The organism is Caballeronia sp. BCC1704 (genome assembly GCF_902833455.1).
Classification (GTDB): domain Bacteria; phylum Pseudomonadota; class Gammaproteobacteria; order Burkholderiales; family Burkholderiaceae; genus Caballeronia.
On sequence record NZ_CADFFT010000002.1, the window covers coordinates 1,078,498 to 1,098,096 of the forward strand.

Here is a 19,599-nt window from a genome sequence, read left to right on the forward strand (position 1 = left end):
ATCACGGACCTTGTCGCTGAATCGGCGGCAAGGTTAAAGCTCCAAACACGCTTTCGATGCGGCGCTTCGCGCCGTGTCGGAGCGTGTCCGCAACATCCCAAGAACAACGCCACGGAACGGACAACGCCATGCTGGACGCCAACCTCAAGAATCAGTTGAAAGCCTATCTGGAAAAGGTCACCCGGCCGATCGAGCTCGTCGCCTTCCTCGACGACAGCGACAAGTCGCGTGAGCTGAAGGGCCTGCTCGACGAAATCGCTTCGCTGTCGACGCAGATCAGCGTCGTCGAGAAAGGGGACGCCTCCGCGCGTCGTCCGTCGTTCACCATCGGCGAGCCGGGCAAGGGCGCGGGCATCCAGTTCGCGGGCATTCCGATGGGTCACGAATTCACGTCGCTCGTGCTGGCGCTGCTGCAAACCGGCGGCCACCCGATCAAGCTGGACGACGCGACCATCGAACAGATTCGCAATCTCGACGGCGACTATCGCTTCGAGACGTATTTCTCGCTGTCGTGCCAGAACTGCCCGGAAGTCGTGCAGGCGCTGAACGTGATGGCGATCATCAATCCGCGCATCAAGCACGTCGCGATCGACGGCGCGCTCTTCCAGAACGAAGTCGAAGAGCGTCAGGTCATGGCTGTGCCGACGATGTTCCTGAACGGCGAGAGCTTCGGCCAGGGCCGCAGCGGCGTGAAGGAAATCCTCGCGAAGCTGGATAGCGGCTCGGCCGCCCGTGCCGCGAAGGAACTGGAGAAGAAGCCGGTGTTCGACGTGCTGATCGTCGGCGGCGGGCCGGCTGGCGCGGCGGCTGCGATCTACGCAGCGCGTAAGGGCATCGCGACGGGCGTCGTCGCCGAGCGCTTCGGCGGTCAGGTGCTCGACACCATGGCGATCGAGAACTTCGTCTCGGTGCAGGAAACGGAAGGACCGAAGTTCGCCACGGCGCTCGAACAGCACGTCAAGAGCTACGAAGTCGACGTGATGGACGTGCAGCGCGCCGAGAAGCTGGTGCCGGGCCGCATCCACGAAGTGCAACTGGCGAGCGGCGCGGTGCTGAAGGCGAAGACGATCGTGCTGGCGACCGGCGCGCGCTGGCGCGAAATCAACGTGCCGGGCGAGCGCGAGTATCGCGGACGCGGCGTAGCGTACTGCCCGCACTGCGACGGCCCGCTTTTCAAGGGCAAGCGCGTTGCGGTGATCGGCGGCGGCAATTCGGGCGTCGAGGCGGCGATCGACCTGGCGGGCGTGGTGGCGGCGGTGACGTTGATCGAATTCGGCGCGGAACTGCGCGCTGACGCGGTGCTGCAAAAGAAGCTGCGCAGCCTGCCGAACGTGACCATCGTCACGAGCGCACAGACGACGGAAATCACCGGCGACGGCAAGAAGGTCAACGGCCTGAATTACACGGACCGCGCGACGGGCGTGAGCCATCGCGTGGAGCTGGAAGGCGTGTTCGTGCAGATCGGTCTCGTGCCGAACACCGAGTGGCTCAAGGGCACGGTGGAACTGTCGAAGCACGGCGAGATCGTCGTCGATGCGAAGGGCGCGACCTCGGTTCCGGGCGTGTTCGCCGCCGGCGACGTGACGACGGTGCCGTTCAAGCAGATCGTGATCGCGGTCGGCGAAGGCGCGAAGGCATCGCTCGGGGCGTTCGATCACCTGATCCGCGCATCGGTGGAAGACGAAGCGCCGGCCGAGGAAGCAGTCGCCGCGTAAGTGACCAACTAGGCCGCACGAAAGGCGAACGGAGCGATCCGTTCGCCTTTTTTCATTTTCGTGCGCTCACTCCGCGCTCGTGCTCCTGGGCGTAAGAACCAGCGGAAACGTCACTTCGAACACGCTTCCGTGCCCTTTCGACGAATGGAAGCGCAATTCACCATCCAGCGTGCGCGTCAGTTCCTTGACGATGGCGAGGCCGAGCCCCGTGCCGGGAATATCGTCCCCGGCGGCGCGCTGGAACTCCTCGAACACGCGCTCCTGATCCGCTTCGCTGATGCCGACGCCGGTATCGGCCACGCGCAGCCGCCAGCGGTCCTCGGGCGCGGCGGTGATCGACAACACGATCTCGCCCGACGACGTGTACTTGACCGCGTTGGACAGCAGATTCAGCGCGACCTGTTTGACCTTCAGCCGGTTCGACACCACGGTGCTCAGCGTGGCATCGACATGTCCGGTCAGCTTGAGCCCTTTCGCCTCCGTGGCGACGCGGCTTGACTGCATCAGTTCGTCGAACAGGCTTGCCAGATCGAAGCTGTCGACGGTCAACATGGAATCGTCGCTTAACAGCTTCGAGTATTCGACCATCTCGTCGACGAGCGTCGCCATGTCCACCACCTGCCTGTTCGCGAGTCCGAGCGCGGTATCGCGTCTGCCGGGCGAACGCGCGGCCAGTTGCAGCGCGGTCGAGAACACATTGAGGAAATTGCGCAGATCATGCGCGACGCGCCGCGTGACCTGCATGCGCGACTCGTAAAGATCGCCGATGAGCTGCTGGCGCAGCGTCAGTTCCTGATTCGCGCGCTCCAGCATGCCGGTGTATTCGTCGATCTTCCGGTCGCGCTCGGTCACCGCTTCGCGAACCGATGCCAGCGTGACGAGGCTCACCACTTCGTCGGTCATGAGGCGCGCGTATTCTTCGTCCGCGCGGCTGAAGTCTTCGTGCGACGCCGCGTAATCGCCGATTGCGGACAACAGAACCTGTCTGAAGAGATCGAGCTCGCGCACCAGTTCGTCGATGCGATAGCCTTGCTGCCAGCGCCATTGACCGTGCTGGCGGGCGTCGTGCTCGAGCGCGCCTTCCTGCCCGCTCAGGTTGCGCGTTTCGAGGACGTTGCAGATTTCTTCGAGGATGCTCGGCAGATGATCCGCTAGCTGGCGATACGTGAGCTGGTCCGAATGCTCGACTTCCTGATCGCCGAAGACGAGCTTCATCCATCTCTCGGTCAGCGCGGCCTGCTGCGTGCGCAGCGCGGCCACGAGTCCGTTCATGCCGTCGGCGGGAATGTCGCGCATTGCGATTCTCCGATTTTTGGTGCGCCGGAGACGGCGCTAAAGGAACGCTCGTTGGACCGGAAGTGCGACAGTGCGACAGGGCGGCACATACCTCGGCAGTATAGGCCGCCAGAAATGCGTTTAGCGCAAATCCGACCGGTCTGTTCAACCACTTACGTCAAGCTTTACCTGCAGCGCTCGCCTTCATGCTCGCGCGCGGCTGCGTGATCGTGCAAGATTGCATGGTCACGCGTGACGCACTCATGGAAGGAGAGAAAATGACCTCATCGGGCGGCTGGGAAGCGAAGCAGTACAGTGTCTTCGAAGCGGAGCGCACGCGGCCGGTCCGCGATCTCCTTCACGCGGCGCAGGGCGCGACGGTTCGCGCGGCGGTGGACCTCGGCTGCGGGCCGGGCAACTCGACCGAGACGCTGCTCGCCTATGCGCCGCAGGCAAGCATCGTGGGCATCGACAGTTCCGCCGACATGATCGAGGCCGCCCGCAAACGCCTGCCGCAGTTGCGCTTCGAGCTGGCGGATATCTCGACCTGGAACGAAGCCGGCCCGTACGATCTGATACTCGCGAACGCGTCCTTGCAGTGGGTTCCCGATCACGAGACGCTGCTGCCGCGACTCGTCAGCCTGCTCGCGCCCGGCGGACGGCTCGCGGTGCAGATGCCGGACAATCTCGACGAGCCCTCTCACAGGCTCATGCGCGAGGTGGCGGCGAACGGGCCGTGGCGCGAGCGGCTCGCAGGCACCGAGCGCACGCTCCGCCACGATGCGCACTGGTACTACGCGCGACTCACGCCGAACTGCGAGCGCGTCGATGTGTGGCGCACCATCTACCATCATCCGCTCGCGGGCGGCATCGACGCCGTCATCGAATGGTTCAAGGGCAGCGCGTTGCGACCCATGCTCGCGAAGCTCTCGGCGGATGAACAGACCGCCTTTCTGGACCAGTACCGCGAAGCGCTCAAATCGGCCTATGAGGTTCTCGCCGACGGCACCGTGCTGCTGCCGTTCCCGCGCCTCTTTTTCGTCGCGACACGCTGATGCCGCGTCACTGCGCCCGCCCGTTATCCCGCAGCATCTGCACGAACTGGCGCGCGGCTGGTGAAAGCGCGCCGCCCTTTCGCGTCACGATGCCATACGTCTGCGATTTGAGCTTCATGCGTATCGGCAGCACGCGCAGCATGCCGTGGCGCTCGAACACGCGCGCGACGCTCGCCGGCAGAATCGATACGAGTTCGGGACTCTCCTGCAGCAGCGTCACCGTGACGAACGGCGATGCCGTCGAAATGGGATTGGCGGGCATCGGCAGGCCGGCGAGATCCAGTTCGCGCTCGAGCAGCGCGCTCATCGGCAGATAGCTCGGATACGTAACCCAGCGGCGGTTCGCCAGATCCGCCAGCGCGGCTTCGCGGACCTGCCCGTCGCCGCGCGCGCGTCCCGCCACGATGCACAGCGGTTCGTCCGTCAACGGCTGATAGTGATACTTCGACGGCTGCTCGGACACGCTCGCGCGGCCGATCACGAGATCGACGCGGCCGTCGTCCAGCATCGCGAGCATGTTGGCGCTCGTGTCCTCGACGATCTCGACGGCGAGATCCGGGTGCTTCGCGTGCATCTCGTTGACCATCGGCGCGACGACGCCCGGCACCGCGCCCATAATCGTGCCGACGGTCAGCCGCCCGCCCGTGCCCGCGCGAATCTGCGCGACTTCCTGACAGAGCGCGGATAAATCGGCGGCGAGCACGCGCGCATAGCGCACCACGCAGCGGCCGAACGGATTCGGGATGAGTCCCGTTTTCGCGCGCTCGAAAAGCGGCGCTTCGAGCATCGACTCCAGTTCGGCGAGCGCCTTGCTCGCGGCGGACTGCGTCATCGCCATCGCGCTCGACGCCTTGTGCAGCGACTTGTGATCGTCCAGCGCGATCAAGAGTTGCAGCTGCTTCATGCGCAGCCGCGACATCAGGACATCGAGAGTCGTCTTCATCGTAAGAAATAAAGCGCCGGTGATTCCAAAAAGCGATCAAGCGATGGAAAGCTTTCACTATACAGGCGCGTTCGCCGGGCCGTATAGTCGGCGCAGCACGACGCTCGCCAAGGAAGCGTCGCGACCCTCTATCACGGAAGGACGAGACACCATGGAACTCACAGGCAACCTGCTCATCGGCCAGCAATCGGTGCGCGGCACGAACGGCACCATCAAGGCCGTCAACGCATCGACGGGCGCAGCCATCGAACCGGGATTCGGCGGCGCAACGCTCGACGATCTCGACCGCGCGTGCGCGCTCGCGTGGGCCGCGTTCGACGTCTATCGCGAAACGGCGCCCGAAGCCCGCGCGAAGTTTCTCGAAGCGATCGCGCAGAACATCCTCGATATCGGCGACGACCTGATCGAACGCTGCATGATCGAAAGCGGCCTGCCGCGCGGGCGTCTGGAAGGCGAGCGCGGCCGCACGGTCGGCCAGTTGCGCATGTTCGCGGATGTCGTGCGCAACGGCGATTACCTCGGCGTGCGCATCGACCCGCCGCAGCCCGACCGTAAGCCCATGCCGCGCGTGGATCTGCGCCTGCGTCATATCGGCGTCGGTCCCGTCGCCGTGTTCGGCGCGAGCAACTTCCCGCTGGCGTTTTCCGTCGCGGGCGGCGATACAGCGTCCGCGCTGGCCGCGGGTTGCCCGGTGATCGCGAAGGCGCACTCGGCGCATCCGGGCACGGCGGAACTCGTCGGCCGCGCGGTGCAAAAGGCCGTGAAGGACTGCGGCATGCCGGAAGGCACGTTCTCGCTGCTTTTCGACAGCGGCCGCGACATTGGTCAGGGTCTGGTGAAGGACAATCGCGTGAAGGCGGCCGGTTTCACGGGTTCGCGTGGCGGCGGCACCGCGCTGATGAAGCTCGCGGCCGAACGCGCCGAGCCGATCCCGGTTTACGCGGAAATGAGCAGCATCAACCCGGTTCTGCTGTTCCCGGCAGCGCTCGCGAACCGCACCGAAGCGATCGCGCGTGGTTTCGTGCAGTCGCTCGTGCTGGGCGCGGGCCAGTTCTGCACGAACCCCGGCCTGGTGCTCGCAGTCGACGGCCCGGACCTCGACAAGTTCATCGAAGCGGCATCGGCGGCGCTCAAGGAAACCGCCGCGCAGACGATGCTCACGCCGGGCATCCACAAGGCATACGAAGGCGCGGTCGAGAAGATTGCTTCGCACGATGGCGTCAAGACCGCCGCTCGCGGCCTGCCGGCGCAGGGCGGCAATCAGGGTCAGGCGGCGCTCTTCGTCACGACCGCCGACGCGTTCCGCGAGAACCACGCGCTGCAGGACGAGATTTTCGGCGCGTCATCGCTCGTCGTGCGTTGTCCGGACCTCGCCACGATGCGCGATCTGATCGAATCGCTCGAAGGCCAACTCACCGCAGCGCTGCAAATCGACGAAGCCGATTACGCCGACGCGCGCAGCTTCGTGGCTCCGCTCGAACGCCGCACGGGCCGTATTCTGGTGAACGGCTTCGGCACGGGCGTCGAAGTAGGCCACGCGATGGTCCACGGCGGCCCGTATCCGTCGACCGCCGATGGCCGCTCGACCTCGGTCGGCAGCCTCGCCATCAACCGCTTCTTGCGGCCCGTCAGCTATCAGGATCTGCCGGAAGCGCTGCTGCCCGATCCGGTCAAGTCGGATAATCCGCTCGGCCTGAACCGCCGTATCGACGGCAAGCTGCAACTGGCCAGCTGATCGTTGCCACGGAGCGCCCCTCGGGGCGCTTCCGCTTCACTGTCGATGTTCGCGCCTACGCGGTCGACGCGCCGCCGTCTTCGCGCTGCGGGGCGAACGGATCGGCGGAACCGGCGCGGTCGTGCAGCGTCATCGTGAACATGCCGGCCGCCGCCTGTCGATTGCCGAGATAAGCGCCCGCCAATATGTCTGTGGTCCGTCAATAGTTCGGAATCCTTGTTATCGACCGCCGTAGCATTCGCCGCGCCCGATGCGATGGAAAAACAACACGGCGCGCGCCCCGGAAGAGCTTTCGCATCAGCGGCTTAGCGAGCGGCCGCCGGGCATTGTCGGTTATCGGCTAAAGAATGGCGTCTCGCCACCGCCGCCCCGCGCCCAGAATATCCCGATGAGAGTAGCGAAGCGTGGCGCCGCGCGCGCACCGGAACGGTGTCGCGGCTGCACCGATTGCGCATTCGCATCCGACGAGGGCCATGCGCCGCCGCTTCATCGGCAAGCGCGGCGACACGCAGCACGGAGCAAGCGCGCAGCCGCCGCCACCGGGCGGCCCGAGGTAGGTGCGAAACGCAATTGACGTGCGTCGAGGGTTGACGCCATATTCGGATTTCGTCTTCCGCCGGCGCTTGGCCGGTGTAGGAAACAATACGAAGGATTGCTGCCGCCCGGACGCCCCGGCGTTCATCGCATGGGCCGGGCGCACGGCGGCCACGTTATCGCACATGTCCTTCGAGGGCTTCAGCATGACCACGCGTTTGACGTTTCCCGCATCCATGTTCTCCGTCGTCTGCCAGCGCTGCGGCAGCACGGTGCGCAAGAACGCCGACAGTTGCCCGAACTGCGGCGCCGATCGCAGCGCGGCTTTCGGCCGCAAACGCGGCGGCGCGGCACGTCCGCGCGCCAACATGTTCGAGCAACAGATGTCGAATCCGCCGTTCGTATCGGCGTCCGCTTCCACGCCCGTCGACGACGGCGAACCCGGCATGCATTCCGGCTGGGCCGGCGGCTGGGATCCGAAGCGCGCGAGCGAACGCATCGCGCAGAAGGCCGCCGAGCACCGGGCAAAGCGCGTCGAGGAATCTGCGCGCAACGCTTACGCCGATCCGAGCAACGATCCGGACGCCCTGCCCGGCCCAAGCCGGTGGAACGGCAGCAAAACGCTCATCGCCGGCGCGTGCGCGCTGGCGCTCGTGGCGGGCGGCGTCGCCTATATACGATACAGCGCAGACGACCGCGCGGCTTCAGGCGACCTGAGCGCATCCGGTGCGATCGACGCGAAACTCGGCCCGTTCGGGCGCGGCGCAACCGATGCATCCAATTCGACCGACACGAGCCCTCCCGCCGACGCGCCCGCGCAACAAGCTCCCGGCGCGGCGAAAGCAGGCGCGTTGACGCTCGCTCCGGGCGACCCGCTGCAAGGCACGCGCGCGGCGCTGGACCAGCACGATCTGACGCTGGCGCGCGCCCGGATGAAGGCGCTGCCGGCTCGCGAGCAGGCGCGCCCCGAATTCGACGCGCTGAAAGACGAGCTCGTCAAACGCGAACAGCAACGCGACGCGGCGCTGCAACTGGCGCGCGCCTGCGAACGCACGTCCGCGTGGGCGTGCGTGCAGCAGAATGCCGCCGAGGCGCTGGCGCTCGATGGCGGCAACGCCGAGTCGCAGGCCATGCTGGAGCGCGTGATCACGCATGCCGGCTGGCTCGTCGCGACGCCGCAAGGCGCAAAGAAAGGCACCACGGCCGGCAGTCCCACTGACGTGCCGAACACCGGCACCGCCGTCGCCGGCAGCGTCACGCCGGCGCCCGCTGCGGCAGCGACGCCGCCCGCTGCCGTTGCTGCGCAGGCAAACGTTGCATCGGCTCCGCAGGCGGACAAGACCGACGCGCTCGCCGCGAAGCCCGCGCCCGATAAGCGCAGCGGACAACGTAGCACGAACGCGAACGCGGCGGCGGCCGCCGCTGCCGCTGCCGCTGCCCGGCAGGCCGCGCTCGACGACGCCCGCGCCGCCGAATACACATCGCGCGCCGAAAAGATCGCCCGTGCGCAAGCCGCGACGAACGCGATGGTCGCGGCCACGATTCTCCCGCCGTCGCCCAATGTCGCGGCTGCCACCAAGCCTGCCACACCCGCAGCGACCGAGCCTGTCGCCGCCGCGCCCGCCGCTCCGGCTGCAGCCAAGCCGTCGACCGCCGCGCCGACGCAGGCTCAGGAGTCCGGCAACGGCATGTACGTCGCGACGAGCCCGCCGAACAGCAACGGCATGTATGTCGCGCCGAGCAGCGTGCAGGGCGACATGTATGTCGCCCCCGCCGCGCCGAACGGCATGTATGTCGCGCCTTCAGCTCGGCCCGCGCCCGCTGCCGCGCCGACCCAGCGCGCGACGCCTTCTGGCCCGCAGTCGTCAGTGCCGCCGCTTCTGCCGCAGGCTGCCGCGATCCAGCCGCAAGCCGCGCACGCATTGCCGTCCGGCTCGCAGGCCGTGCGGCCCGCCAGCATGGAGCGTCCGGCGGTCGCCACGACGACCGCCGCGACCGCCACCGCGAGCACGCTGCCCACGACAACCGTCAGCGGCACCGCGCGCACGGCAACATCCTTCGGGGCGTCGAGCGTGACGGCGCGCATGGACGCCGACAAGACCGACGATGTGGAGCGCGCCATCAAACAGTATGGCTGGAGCAGCGGCAACGAAAGGCCCGCGCCCGCGCGCTGACCGGTTCACGCATCGCCTCGGCGCCATCGCATTACCGGCATTACCGCATCACCCGTTTCACGCGACGCCCGCGCGTCGCGTGACTTTCAAAGAACCCGTCCAACTCGACTCAAGGGTCAATCATGGTCTCCAGCCAATTCATGCGGATTGCCGCGCAGAGGGCGTTCGCCCTCTGCGCTTTCATCGGACTCGCCTGCGCCGCGCAAGCCGGCTACGCGGCCGATCCCGTGCCGTACAAAATCACGACCGGGCAGGAACGCGGCACCTATATTCAAATCGGGCAGGATTTGTCGAAGTACGTGGCCGAGCCCGCCGGCATGGACCTCGAAGTGCTGCCGTCGAAAGGATCGGCGGAAAACGTCCAGCGCATGCGCTACGAGCCCGGCGTGAAGTTCGCGCTGGTGCAGTCGGACGTGTATCAGGCTTACCTCGACATGGCGAATTCCGGCAACGCCGAGGCCGGCCGGATCATTCAGCCGCTGCGGCTCATCATGCCGCTCTACGACGAGGAGATTTATTTCGTCGTGCGTTCGGACTCGCCGCTCAAGAACATCAACGAGATCAAGGGCAAGAACATCAGCGTCGGGCCGATCGGCAGCGGCACGGCGCAGTCCGCCGAAACGCTGTACCGGCTGATGTTCGGCGAGCCGATTCCCGAAGTCAACGAGCAGCACTACAACAACGAAGACGCGCTTGCCAAGCTCATCGTGCGCAAGATCGACGTCGCGGTGATCGTTGCCGGCCAGCCCGCCAAGCTTTTTCAGGACATGAACCCCGAGTTGCTCCAGCAGATCAAGCTGCTGCGCCTCGACCCGTCCGCCCCTGAAACGGCTCGCGCGAAGCAGACGTATTTCCCCGCGACCATCCGCACGACGAGCTACCCGAACTGGATTCAGGAAGACACGCCGACGCTGACCGTGAAGGCGTTCCTCGTCACGTACGACTACGGTCTGCGCGGCACGGTCGGCGCGCTGTCGAAGTTCGCGGATTCGCTCTGCGCCAATTTCGATACGCTGCAGGCGAGCGGGCACCCGAAGTGGAAGCAGGTCCACCTCGAACTGCCGCCGCTCACGCGCGGCTGGAAATACTATCCGCCGATGGAAAAGCACTTGCGCGCGTGCATCGCGAAGCGCGCGGCGCTCGCGCAGTCGCAGGGCTCGGCGCAGACCGTGTCGGCGCGCGGCACGGACGCCGCCGCGCAGAAGAAGAAGTCATCCTGCACCGCGCAGGAAAAGCTGCTGCTGCTCTGCGACCAGTAACGCGCGGCGCTAGCCTCGAAGCGACGGCATGAACGCGGACTCGAACGGCGGATCTCTGCGATAAGCCGAGATCGACGTCCATTCGCGTGTCGTCGCGTCGGAGCGGAACTGGCGTTGCGCCGCGAGGCCGCCCTTGCAGGCCGATTTGTGGAGCGCCCGGTGACGCGCCCGCGAACGCGCTTCGAGGCGGCGTTCCAGCGCCGCCGCGCCCGCGAACCAGTGGTCGATGGCGCCGCCGAGCGCCGCGAGGATGCCGACGCCCGCCATCCAGCCGGCCGCCATGCTGTCGAACGCGCAGGTGACACCTGCGCCGCCGCACATCGCCGCGAAGAAGACCAGCATGATCCACGCGAACGGCGGACTTTCCTCGTGCTCCGTGCGGCAAGCGAGCCGCGGGGCGCGTACGGCTGCAGCCTGTCTCATGTCGTAAGTATTCGCTGATCGGTTCATCTTCGTTCTCCATGCGCCGCGGATTCGCGTCCGCAAAAGTTACGCAGATGCAGAGAACAGCGATATAAGACTTCTCCGAACAAAGCGGGCACGCATGGCTAGCGGCTACTTGGCGCCAGCGAACTCCTGCACGTCGGCATCGGCTTCGCCCGCGAGCGGAACGACGCCCGACGGACCCAATGCGCGCGGCTGCAACAACAACGCGACGAGCCCCGTCCAGCCCGTCTGATGCGACGCGCCGACGCCGCGCCCGTTGTCGCCGTGAAAGTACTCGTGAAAGAGCACGAGATCGCGCGAGCGCGGATCGGCCTGCAACAGCGGATACGCCGCCATCACCGGCCGTTCGCCGTTCTTGTCGAGCAAGAACAGCGTGGACACGCGGCGCGCGAGCTCGTCGGCGATTTCGGCGAGCGAGAACGTCTGTCCCGAGCCCGTCGGATACTCCACGCGAAAATCGTCGCCGTAATAGCGGTGGAATTCGAGAATGGATTCGATCAGCAGATAGTTCACCGGCATCCAGACCGGCCCTCGCCAGTTCGAGTTGCCGCCGAACACGCGCGAGGTCGATTCCGCCGGCTGATACTGCACGCAGAAGCTCTCGCCGTTGTGATAGAAGACGAACGGATTGTCGCGATGCACGCGCGACAGCGCCCGCACGCCGTGATCGGACAGAAACTCCGACTCGTCCAGCATGCGCTTCAAAAGCGCCTTCATGCGATGCCCGCGCAGAAGCGACAGCAGCACGCTATTGCCCTGACCCGCGATATTCCAGCGCGAGACGAGCCGCGACAAGTCCAGCCGATGTTCGAGGAACCAGTGCAGGCGCTCGCGCAGTTCCGGCAACGCGCGATAGACGCTCGGCTCCAGCACATGCACCGCGAAAAGCGGAATCAGCCCGACGATCGACCGCACGCGCATCGGCACGCTGGAGCCGTCCGGCAGGCGCAGCTTGTCGTAGAAGAACTCGTCCTCGCTGTCCCACAGGCCCGTGTCGCAGCCGTCCTCGCAGCTGACTGCCTCGGCGATATACAGGAAGTGCTCGAAGAACTTCACCGCGATATCCACGAACACCGGGTTCGCATACGCGAGTTCCAGCGCGATGCGCATGAGGTCGAGCGCATACGCGGCCATCCACGCGGTGCCGTCGGCCTGATCGATATGACCGCCCGTCGGCAGCGGCGCGGAACGATCGAAGATGCCGACGTTATCCAGCCCGAGAAACCCGCCCTGAAAGATGTTGCGGCCGTCCGCGTCCTTGCGGTTCACCCACCACGAGAAGTTGAGCAGCAGCTTGTGAAACACGAGCTCCAGAAAGTCGCGGTCGCCCTTGCCGGTGATCGCCCGGTCGATCTCGTACACGCGCCACGTCGCCCACGCGTGCACGGGCGGATTGGCGTCGCTGAACGCCCATTCGTACGCCGGCAACTGGCCGTTCGGATGCTGATAGCGGTCCTTCACGAGCAACAGCAACTGCCGCTTCGCAAACGCCGGGTCGATGAGCGCGAACGCCGCCGCATGAAACGCGAGGTCCCACGACGCGTACCACGGGTATTCCCACTTGTCCGGCATCGACACGATGTCCGCGTTGCACAGATGCCGCCAGTCCGCGTTGCGCCCGGTGCGGCGCTGTTTCGGCGGCTTCGGCTGAAGCGGATCGCCGTCGAGCCAGCGCGTGACGTCGAACTGGTAGTACTGCTTCGACCACAGCATGCCCGCGAGCGCCTGCCGCTGCACGAGCCGCTGATCCGCGCCCGCGATGTCATGCTGCAACGCGCCGTAGAACTCGTCGGCTTCCGCGATACGGCGCGCGAACAGCGCATCGGCATCGAGCGGGACCGTGTCGGGCGCGGATTCGGGACGCCAGCGCAGAAACACCGTGGCCCTCGCGTGCGCGTCGAGCGTGAGATGCGCGCGGGCCGCGGCGCGCGTGCCGGCATCGCGGCGAACGGCGTCTTCATCACCCGCGACGATATAGTCGTTGAAGCCGTCCTTGAACGGGCCCGCGCCTTCCATGCCGAACAGACGCCGCACGTTGGTCTCGTTCTCGCAGAAAAGCCATTCGATGCCGTCCGTATCCGGCGACCACGCCGTGACGATCATCGGCTCGTGACCGTGATGATCGGCTGCAACCTGCGTGACGCCGCGCTCCGTTCGCAGCTTCAGCGACGGTTTGGCCGGCGTCGGCTTCCACGACCATGTGTTGCGCGCCCAGATTTGCGGCAGAACGTCGAGCGTGGCGGGATAGGCCGCGCGGTTTTCGATGGTCACGCGCATCACGATATCGTCGGGCGTGTGCTTCGCGTATTCCACCTGCACGTCGAAGTAGCGCTCGTCGTCGAACACGCCGGTATCGAGCACTTCGTACTCGGGCACGTCCGCGCCGCGCCGCGCGTTTTCATCGACGAGATCGGCATACGGAAACGCCGCATGCGGATACTTGTACAGCATGCGCATATAGGAATGCGTCGGCGTGCCGTCGAGATAGAAGTACAGCTCCTTTACGTCTTCGCCGTGATTGCCTTGCTGATTCGTGAGGCCGAAGAGGCGCTCCTTCAGAATCGGATCGCGTCCGTTCCAAAGCGCGAGCGACACGCACCAGTTGAGCTTGTCGTCGCCGAAGCCCGCGATGCCGTCCTCGCCCCAGCGATACGCCCGGCTGCGAGCGTGATCGTGCGGAAAGTACTCCCACGCGGTCCCGAACTCGCTGTAGTCCTCGCGCACGGTGCCCCACTGGCGTTCGCTCAGATACGGCCCCCAACGCTGCCACCGCGGACAGTCGCTCGAATGCAGCCGCGAGCCTTCCACGGTGTCGATCTGATTGACGGTGCGCGTCTTCGCCATGGGCGTCTCCTGTTGCGGCCTTCGGTGCAGCGTGCGGGAAACGGCTAATTTAGCGCGTTTTCACGACACGACGCACATTCGACGGCCTTCACGCCGCGCGGAGCAGCGTCTCGACGCGCAGCAGTTCCGCGAGCGACCACGCCTGGAACGGCGCGCCGCCCGGCGCGTGCGGCGCGTCGCCGTCCGCGACTTCGCTGATGTGATCCAGCCCGTAGCGGTCCAGATGCGCATAGAGCGGCGCGAGGAAGCGCTCGCGCACGCCCGCCGCGCCGCGCACGCGCAGCCACGCCTCGACGAACGGCCCCATGAGCCACGGCCAGACGGTGCCCTGATGATAGGCGCCGTCGCGCTCCAGCACGCCGCCTGCGTAATGCGGACGATACGCCGGGTCGGACGGCGCGAGCGTGCGCAGGCCGAGCGGCGTCAGCAGGTGCGCTTCGACCTGATGGACCACCGCGCGGGCGATATCGCCCTCGACGAGCGGAAACGGCAGCCCGCCGACCGCGAAGATCTGGTTCGGGCGAATGGAGCGGTCGATCTTGCCCGGCTCGTGGTCGGCATCGACGACGTCATAGAGCGCGTGCGTGTCCGGATCGACGAAGCGCGCCGCGAAACTCTGGCGGGCGTGCGCGCACAGCGTCTGCCAGCGCGGGTTCCACGCCGACGCGATGGCGAGCGCATTGATCCACAGCGCCTGAACCTCGACCGGCTTGCCGATGCGCGGCGTCACGACCCAGTCGCCGGCTTTCGCGTCCATCCACGTGAGTTGCACGCCGGGCACGCCCGCGCGCAACAGGCCGTCTTCGTCGGCGGCGATTCCATAGCGCGTGCCGCGCGCATAGCCATCAAGAATCGTATCGACCGCGCGTTGCAGGCGGCTCGCCGTGGCCGCGAGCGCATGGCCGGTCGCCAGATAGTCGCGGACGGCGATCACGAACCACAGCGACGCATCCACCGAGTTGTACTCCGGCTGGCCGCCGCTGTCGGGGAAACGGTTCGGCAGCATGCCTTCGGAGAGCGCGTCGGTCCATTCGAGCAGAATCGATTCGGCGTCCTGGTGGCGGCCGCTCGCGATCAGCAAGCCGCGCATCGAAATGAAGGTATCGCGGCCCCAGTCGGTGAACCACGGAAAGCCCGCGATGATGGTGCGCCCCTGCTTCCGGTTGACGACATACGCATCGGCGGAACGGGCGAGGCGTGAGGGAAACGCCGCGCGGCGCTCCGACTCGCGGGCCGCGAGCCGCGACGCGTGCGCGAGCGCATCCGCTTCGCGCGGCACGTTGCTGCCGGTATCGGCGTGCAGGACCATCACGGCTTCGCGGGCGTTCAGATCGAACGTGAAGACGCCCGGCGTCGCCAGATCTTCGATGAAATCGAGCCCGCGCTCACGCTCGCGCGCATAGCAGAAATTGCGATACCAGTCGGGCGCGTGCCGATACGCGCCGTTCGCCGTCGCGCCGATGGCCGGCAGATCGGCGTACGGCCGCCAGTGAACGCGCTCGCCGTCCGTCGTGGCGTCGAAGCAAAACGCCGGATTCTCGCGATGCAGCGCGTGATAGTCGCGCCCCGACAGCAGCGGGCGCACATGCAGCGTCGCGGACGGCGGGCGCGCATCCGCTTCGAGGCGCCAGCGCAGCACGGTCTCGCCGCTCTCCTTCGCGACGAACAGCGCGGCCACGACCGCTTGCGCATCGCCGACGCGATAGCGCCATGTGGGCCACGGCGATGTATCGAAGGAAACGAGACTCGCGGTGGCGTCCGGGTACAGCACGTCGGGCGCGTAGTGCTGCATGGTCAACGGGAAGCGCTCGCCGCCTATCTCGACCCACGCCTCGATGCCGTTCACGAGCACCACGCGCCCCGCAGGCGGCTGCGTCGCGGCAAGCAACAGCGCCTGATAACGGCGAGTTCGCATGGTTCCCACCGTGCCGGACGCGAGGCCGCCGTGCGCGTCCGCTTCGAGCCATTCGTCTTCCAGCCGCGTCGAGTCGATCGCCGTCATGTCGCCGCCCGTTTGCGGTAGTCGGTGAGCGCGCGTCGCGCCTTCGTGCGGATGGCGCTCTGCATGCGCGGCGTCCAGCCGAACAGCCAGCCCGAGACGCCCAGCGCCTGACGGCTCCAGCGCCAGAGGTCGAACGTATCGGTCTGCTCGGCGATCAGGCCGTCGCGGATGGCGAACTTCGTCGCGATCTCGTTGACCACTGCGCGGCCGGTCGCGGAGTACGTGTAGCGCGCGACGGCGTTCGCGCTCGCGGTCTGTCCGAGCGTGCTGATGCCGTCGAAAGTCAGCGTGAAGTCGGCCGCGCGGCCGAGCAGCATGCGCCACATGTCGCCGACTTCGCGGCCATGCAGTAGCCCGAACGCCGGATCCTGAAAGCGGATATCGGACGCGTAGCAGGCCGCCATGGCGTCGGCGTCGGCGCGCTGAAACGCACGGTAGAAGCGTTCGATGAGTTCGGCGTTCGTGTTCGGCATGGTGGTCCTGGCAGAGAGTCGCGCCGCGCGGAAGTGGGCATTTTCGCGCGACTGCGGCCGGACTGCAGCTTTTCCGCTCGATGTTTTGCTGTCGTGAGAGCGTTTGAGAAATCAGCCGCTTGTTTAGATCATCGCACGTCTATTGGCGTTCGTTTATTAAACAAACCAGTTTTCGATTATCAAGAAACCGGTTTCACCACTTCGACTTTAAGACAGTCTTATTATCTGCAAGAAATGTCTTAATAAACTCGCTTTCAAAAACTTCAGATATTAATTGACGCGGAATTATTCTTAAACTAAATTTCTAGAACGGTCGTTCTAATCCTCATCATTCGACTGTTCGCATATCGTTGCGGCGGCTCTCGTGCGTGCACGCTCCGCCATTTGCCATTACTCTTTTTAGCCCGCGCCCCGCTTAGAGGTCGCACGTTGCGCACATGAAAATCAGGCCTCGAATCAGCACGCTTTCATTGGCGTCTGCGGATTATTTCTTGACGGACTTACGCACCGGCATTATCAGCCGCGCGATTCATCCGCAATCGCCGGATATCATTATTTACGTTTTAAGGACCGAAGACGGTTCGGAGTATTGCGCGCAAGTCGATTATCGGGAGTATCCGGTTCGAAATGCGATTCTCATGGCGGCGCTCGAATTAGGCCTGACGGTCACGGTTCGCGCGGATGCCACGCACCACATCACCGACCTCGCCGCGACGCTGCCGAACGTCGCCCCGCTGCCCGCGCTCGGCTACACGTGGCGCCTGCTGGAAGACGTGCGCACGGGCGCGGTCGTGCAAGTCGAGGACGCCAATCTGCTCGGCAGCATGGCGTACATCATCCGCAGCCCGGACGGCTCGCATCATTGCGTGCAGATGTGCCCGAACGAGCACGGCTACCGGAGCGCCCTGCTGATGGCCGCTTTCAGGGCAAAGCTGCCCGTGACCGTCGCCGGCGACGCCGACTACTATCTCAACGCCATTTCCGTCGGATCGAGAGCGTTCGGGCCGAACTTCAACTGCGCGCCCGGCTATATTTCGACGACGCCGCGTTCCGGTCTCATCGACGAGATCATCGACACTGAGGCGGCCGAGACGTTGAGCGTCATCGTCAAGACGCCGGAGGCCACGCGCTATCACGCCCGAATCGACAGGCAGGAGCACGCGAACCGGCACCACCTCGCCATGCTGGCATTGCGCGCGGGCTTGCCCGTCACGCTGAGCGGTAACGAAGAGCATTACATCACGGGCATTGCGGTCGGCGCGCTGTCGTCGGACGCGGCGCCTTCCATGATCCTCTTCGGCCAGAAGTTGACCGGCATGCAGAGCGGAACGCTGGTGCGCATCATCGATTCCGACGCGCTCGACCAGATCCGCTACGTGCTGCGCGCATCCGACGGCGCGCACTTCTGCGCCCAGATGAACACCGCGAAACATTCGAGCCGGCATCAGATGCTGATGACCGCGCTGGCGCTGCATCTTCCGGTGAGCGTGACGGCCGACGCGAATTCGAACATCACGGGCGTGTCGGTCGGACTGCCGCATCGGGGCAGCCCGACGTTCCATTGCCAGGCGACGCGTTTTCCGAAGACCGAGACCGGCAGCATCGTCCGCATGATCGATTCGGACGCGCTCGGCCCCGACACCCGTTACGTGCTTCAAACGCCGGGCGGCGACGAATGGGCCGTGCCGGCGTTCGGGCGCGGGCAACCGGGGCGCGGCCCGCTGCTCGCGCTCGCGCTGACGGGCGGGCTCACCGTGACCGTCAACGGCATCGAGGGCAGACACGCGCCGCTGGAAGCCGGGGGCGTGACCGTCGCCCGCAGCTAGCGTCAGAGCGTGAACGTTGTGACTGCGTGGATGAGCAGCCCGACCGCGCCGCCCACGAGCGTGCCGTTCACGCGAATGAACTGGAGGTCGCGCCCGATGTTCAGCTCGACGTCGCGCACCAGCGTGGCGTCGTCCCATTGCTTGACGGTCGCGGCGATGTGCTTCGCAATGCCTTCGCGCAACTCGGGCGCGAGGGCCTTCAGCGCATCGCGCATATGCTCGTTGATCGAATCGCGCAGCAGCGGATCGCCGCCGAGCGCCTGCGCGAAACCCGCCGCGACGGCCACCACTTTCGAGTGCAGCGCGGAATCCGGGCGCTTCAGGTCAGCGGCGAGCCACGCGGTGAACTCGTCCCACAGGCCGTCCACGTAGCCGCGCAATTCGGGGCGATCGAGCCATTCGCGCTTGTACTCGTCGATGCGCGCCTTGAACGCGGGATCGGACTTCAGGCGCTCGACGAAGCGTTCCACTGCGGCATCGAAGGCTTTGCGGCGTTCGTGCTCCGGGTCGCTCGTCACGTCGTGCAGCCACTGGTTCGCGCCGCGCACGAGGCCCGCCGCGAACTTGTTGCCGAGATCGCCCGCATCGAGCCCGACGAAGCCGAGCATGCCGATGAGCTTCGGATACTCCTCGCCCGCCACCGCGACGATGCGCGTGGCGAGCATCTCCTGCACCTCGGGCTTGTCGAGCCACGCCGCCATTTGCTTGAGGCCCTCGTCGAGCAGCAGTTGATGGCGCCGGTCGGCGGTGAGCGTCGACAGCAGATTGCCGGCGGCGGCGGAAAGATCGAAGGCCTCGGCGCGGCGGCGAATCGCGTCGTGAAGCATGGACTTGATGCGCGTGTCGTCGATGAAAGCCAGCAACTGGCCGACCGCTCCGACCGCGCGATTGCCGAGCAGCTCGGCGTTTTTCGGCTCCGCGAGCCACACCGACAGGCGGCTTGCCGGATCGAACGCATCGACGCGGGCAACGAGCGCATCCGTGCCGAGAAAGCGGTCGCGCACGAAGACGGCGAGGTTATCGGCCACGCGCGCCTTGTTCGCGGGCAGGATGGCCGTATGCGGCACCGGCACGCCGAGCGGATGGCGAAACAGCGCGACGACGGCGAACCAGTCCGCGAGCGCGCCGACCATGGCCGCTTCCGCGAACGCGGACACCCACGCCCACGCGCCGGCGTCGTGCTGGCTCTTCGCGATGGCGAACAGCACGCCCGCGCCGACGAGCAAAGCGGCGGCGAACCACTTCATCCTTTTCAGAGCTACGGCTTTATCCTGCGTTTCCATCTGCTTGTCGGTATAGAAGTGTGGAAGCGCGCAA

The 19,599-nt window shown here is 66.0% G+C and carries 15 protein-coding genes; 6 read left to right on the top strand and 9 right to left on the bottom strand.

Translation table 11 applies throughout. The annotated features are described in order from the left end of the window. Positions 1-128: 128 nt before the first annotated feature. Positions 129-1,715, top strand: a complete 1,587-nt coding sequence (ahpF, locus tag HWX53_RS14675; RefSeq protein ID WP_175941982.1) for an alkyl hydroperoxide reductase subunit F — start codon at positions 129-131, stop codon at positions 1,713-1,715. 66 nt (positions 1,716-1,781) lie between these two features. Here ahpF and HWX53_RS14680 read toward each other — a convergent pair whose 3' ends face one another. Next, on the bottom strand, positions 1,782-3,011 hold the full coding sequence (locus tag HWX53_RS14680; RefSeq protein WP_175941984.1) for a sensor histidine kinase: 1,230 nt from the start codon (positions 3,009-3,011) through the stop codon (positions 1,782-1,784). A gap of 257 nt (positions 3,012-3,268) precedes the next feature. Between HWX53_RS14680 and tam the strand changes: the two genes are divergently transcribed. Continuing rightward, positions 3,269-4,045 carry a trans-aconitate 2-methyltransferase gene (gene tam / locus HWX53_RS14685; RefSeq protein WP_175941986.1) on the top strand — a complete coding sequence of 259 codons (777 nt, stop codon included), beginning with the start codon at positions 3,269-3,271 and terminating at the stop codon, positions 4,043-4,045. 7 nt (positions 4,046-4,052) lie between these two features. Here the strand turns inward: tam and HWX53_RS14690 are convergent, their stop codons facing one another. Further along, positions 4,053-4,988, bottom strand: a complete 936-nt coding sequence (locus HWX53_RS14690) for a LysR family transcriptional regulator (RefSeq protein ID WP_175941989.1) — start codon at positions 4,986-4,988, stop codon at positions 4,053-4,055. Positions 4,989-5,139: 151 nt separating this feature from the next. On the opposite strand from HWX53_RS14690, the gene HWX53_RS14695 reads away from it, so the two are divergent. Continuing rightward, a complete protein-coding gene (locus tag HWX53_RS14695; RefSeq protein WP_175941991.1) occupies positions 5,140-6,723 on the top strand; it encodes an aldehyde dehydrogenase (NADP(+)) in 1,584 nt (527 codons plus the stop codon). Between the two features lie 55 nt (positions 6,724-6,778). Here HWX53_RS14695 and HWX53_RS27920 read toward each other — a convergent pair whose 3' ends face one another. Beyond that, positions 6,779-6,907 carry a hypothetical protein gene (locus tag HWX53_RS27920; RefSeq protein WP_279612496.1) on the bottom strand — a complete coding sequence of 43 codons (129 nt, stop codon included), beginning with the start codon at positions 6,905-6,907 and terminating at the stop codon, positions 6,779-6,781. A 156-nt stretch (positions 6,908-7,063) separates the two neighbouring features. Further along, complete coding sequence (locus HWX53_RS14700; protein ID WP_244140117.1) at positions 7,064-7,678, bottom strand: hypothetical protein; 615 nt, start codon at positions 7,676-7,678, stop codon at positions 7,064-7,066. Between HWX53_RS14700 and HWX53_RS14705 the strand changes: the two genes are divergently transcribed. Both HWX53_RS14705 and HWX53_RS14710 read left to right on the top strand, forming a co-directional pair. Then, positions 7,641-9,431, top strand: coding sequence for a zinc ribbon domain-containing protein (locus HWX53_RS14705; protein ID WP_244140118.1), 1,791 nt, complete (start codon positions 7,641-7,643; stop codon positions 9,429-9,431). The two genes, HWX53_RS14700 and HWX53_RS14705, sit on opposite strands and share 38 nt — an antisense overlap. Positions 9,432-9,553: 122 nt before the next feature. Then, positions 9,554-10,690, top strand: coding sequence for a TAXI family TRAP transporter solute-binding subunit (locus HWX53_RS14710; RefSeq protein ID WP_175941996.1), 1,137 nt, complete (start codon positions 9,554-9,556; stop codon positions 10,688-10,690). Positions 10,691-10,699: 9 nt separating this feature from the next. Here HWX53_RS14710 and HWX53_RS14715 read toward each other — a convergent pair whose 3' ends face one another. From HWX53_RS14715 to HWX53_RS14730, 4 genes are all read right to left on the bottom strand, one after another. Continuing rightward, positions 10,700-11,140 (bottom strand): hypothetical protein, encoded by a 441-nt coding sequence (locus tag HWX53_RS14715; RefSeq protein WP_175941997.1) that lies wholly within the window; start codon positions 11,138-11,140, stop codon positions 10,700-10,702. Positions 11,141-11,245: 105 nt separating this feature from the next. Further along, entirely contained in the window at positions 11,246-13,981 is a 2,736-nt protein-coding gene (locus HWX53_RS14720; protein WP_175941998.1) for a glucosidase, read from the bottom strand. An 88-nt stretch (positions 13,982-14,069) separates the two neighbouring features. Then, a complete protein-coding gene (locus tag HWX53_RS14725; RefSeq protein ID WP_175941999.1) occupies positions 14,070-15,983 on the bottom strand; it encodes an amylo-alpha-1,6-glucosidase in 1,914 nt (637 codons plus the stop codon). Continuing rightward, positions 15,980-16,456, bottom strand: a complete 477-nt coding sequence (locus HWX53_RS14730; RefSeq protein WP_175942000.1) for a nuclear transport factor 2 family protein — start codon at positions 16,454-16,456, stop codon at positions 15,980-15,982. Before HWX53_RS14730 ends, HWX53_RS14725 begins: the two co-directional genes overlap by 4 nt. A 491-nt stretch (positions 16,457-16,947) precedes the next feature. Here HWX53_RS14730 and HWX53_RS14735 point away from each other — a divergent pair, with 491 nt between their 5' ends. Continuing rightward, a complete protein-coding gene (locus tag HWX53_RS14735; RefSeq protein ID WP_175942001.1) occupies positions 16,948-18,282 on the top strand; it encodes a hypothetical protein in 1,335 nt (444 codons plus the stop codon). Between the two features lie 2 nt (positions 18,283-18,284). Here the strand turns inward: HWX53_RS14735 and HWX53_RS14740 are convergent, their stop codons facing one another. Next, a complete protein-coding gene (locus HWX53_RS14740) occupies positions 18,285-19,565 on the bottom strand; it encodes a DUF445 domain-containing protein (protein WP_175942003.1) in 1,281 nt (426 codons plus the stop codon). Between the last annotated feature and the right edge of the window lie 34 nt (positions 19,566-19,599).

What these genes read in the sequence shown, in the direction of transcription:
- ahpF (WP_175941982.1), top strand. Translation starts at nt 129, where the DNA reads ATGCTGGACGCCAACCTCAAGAATCAGTTGAAAGCCTATCTGGAAAAG.
- HWX53_RS14680 (WP_175941984.1), bottom strand. Translation starts at nt 3,011, where the DNA reads ATGCGCGACATTCCCGCCGACGGCATGAACGGACTCGTGGCCGCGCTG.
- tam (WP_175941986.1), top strand. Translation starts at nt 3,269, where the DNA reads ATGACCTCATCGGGCGGCTGGGAAGCGAAGCAGTACAGTGTCTTCGAA.
- HWX53_RS14690 (WP_175941989.1), bottom strand. Translation starts at nt 4,988, where the DNA reads ATGAAGACGACTCTCGATGTCCTGATGTCGCGGCTGCGCATGAAGCAG.
- HWX53_RS14695 (WP_175941991.1), top strand. Translation starts at nt 5,140, where the DNA reads ATGGAACTCACAGGCAACCTGCTCATCGGCCAGCAATCGGTGCGCGGC.
- HWX53_RS14705 (WP_244140118.1), top strand. Translation starts at nt 7,641, where the DNA reads ATGTCGAATCCGCCGTTCGTATCGGCGTCCGCTTCCACGCCCGTCGAC.
- HWX53_RS14710 (WP_175941996.1), top strand. Translation starts at nt 9,554, where the DNA reads ATGGTCTCCAGCCAATTCATGCGGATTGCCGCGCAGAGGGCGTTCGCC.
- HWX53_RS14715 (WP_175941997.1), bottom strand. Translation starts at nt 11,140, where the DNA reads ATGAACCGATCAGCGAATACTTACGACATGAGACAGGCTGCAGCCGTA.
- HWX53_RS14720 (WP_175941998.1), bottom strand. Translation starts at nt 13,981, where the DNA reads ATGGCGAAGACGCGCACCGTCAATCAGATCGACACCGTGGAAGGCTCG.
- HWX53_RS14725 (WP_175941999.1), bottom strand. Translation starts at nt 15,983, where the DNA reads ATGACGGCGATCGACTCGACGCGGCTGGAAGACGAATGGCTCGAAGCG.
- HWX53_RS14730 (WP_175942000.1), bottom strand. Translation starts at nt 16,456, where the DNA reads ATGCCGAACACGAACGCCGAACTCATCGAACGCTTCTACCGTGCGTTT.
- HWX53_RS14740 (WP_175942003.1), bottom strand. Translation starts at nt 19,565, where the DNA reads ATGGAAACGCAGGATAAAGCCGTAGCTCTGAAAAGGATGAAGTGGTTC.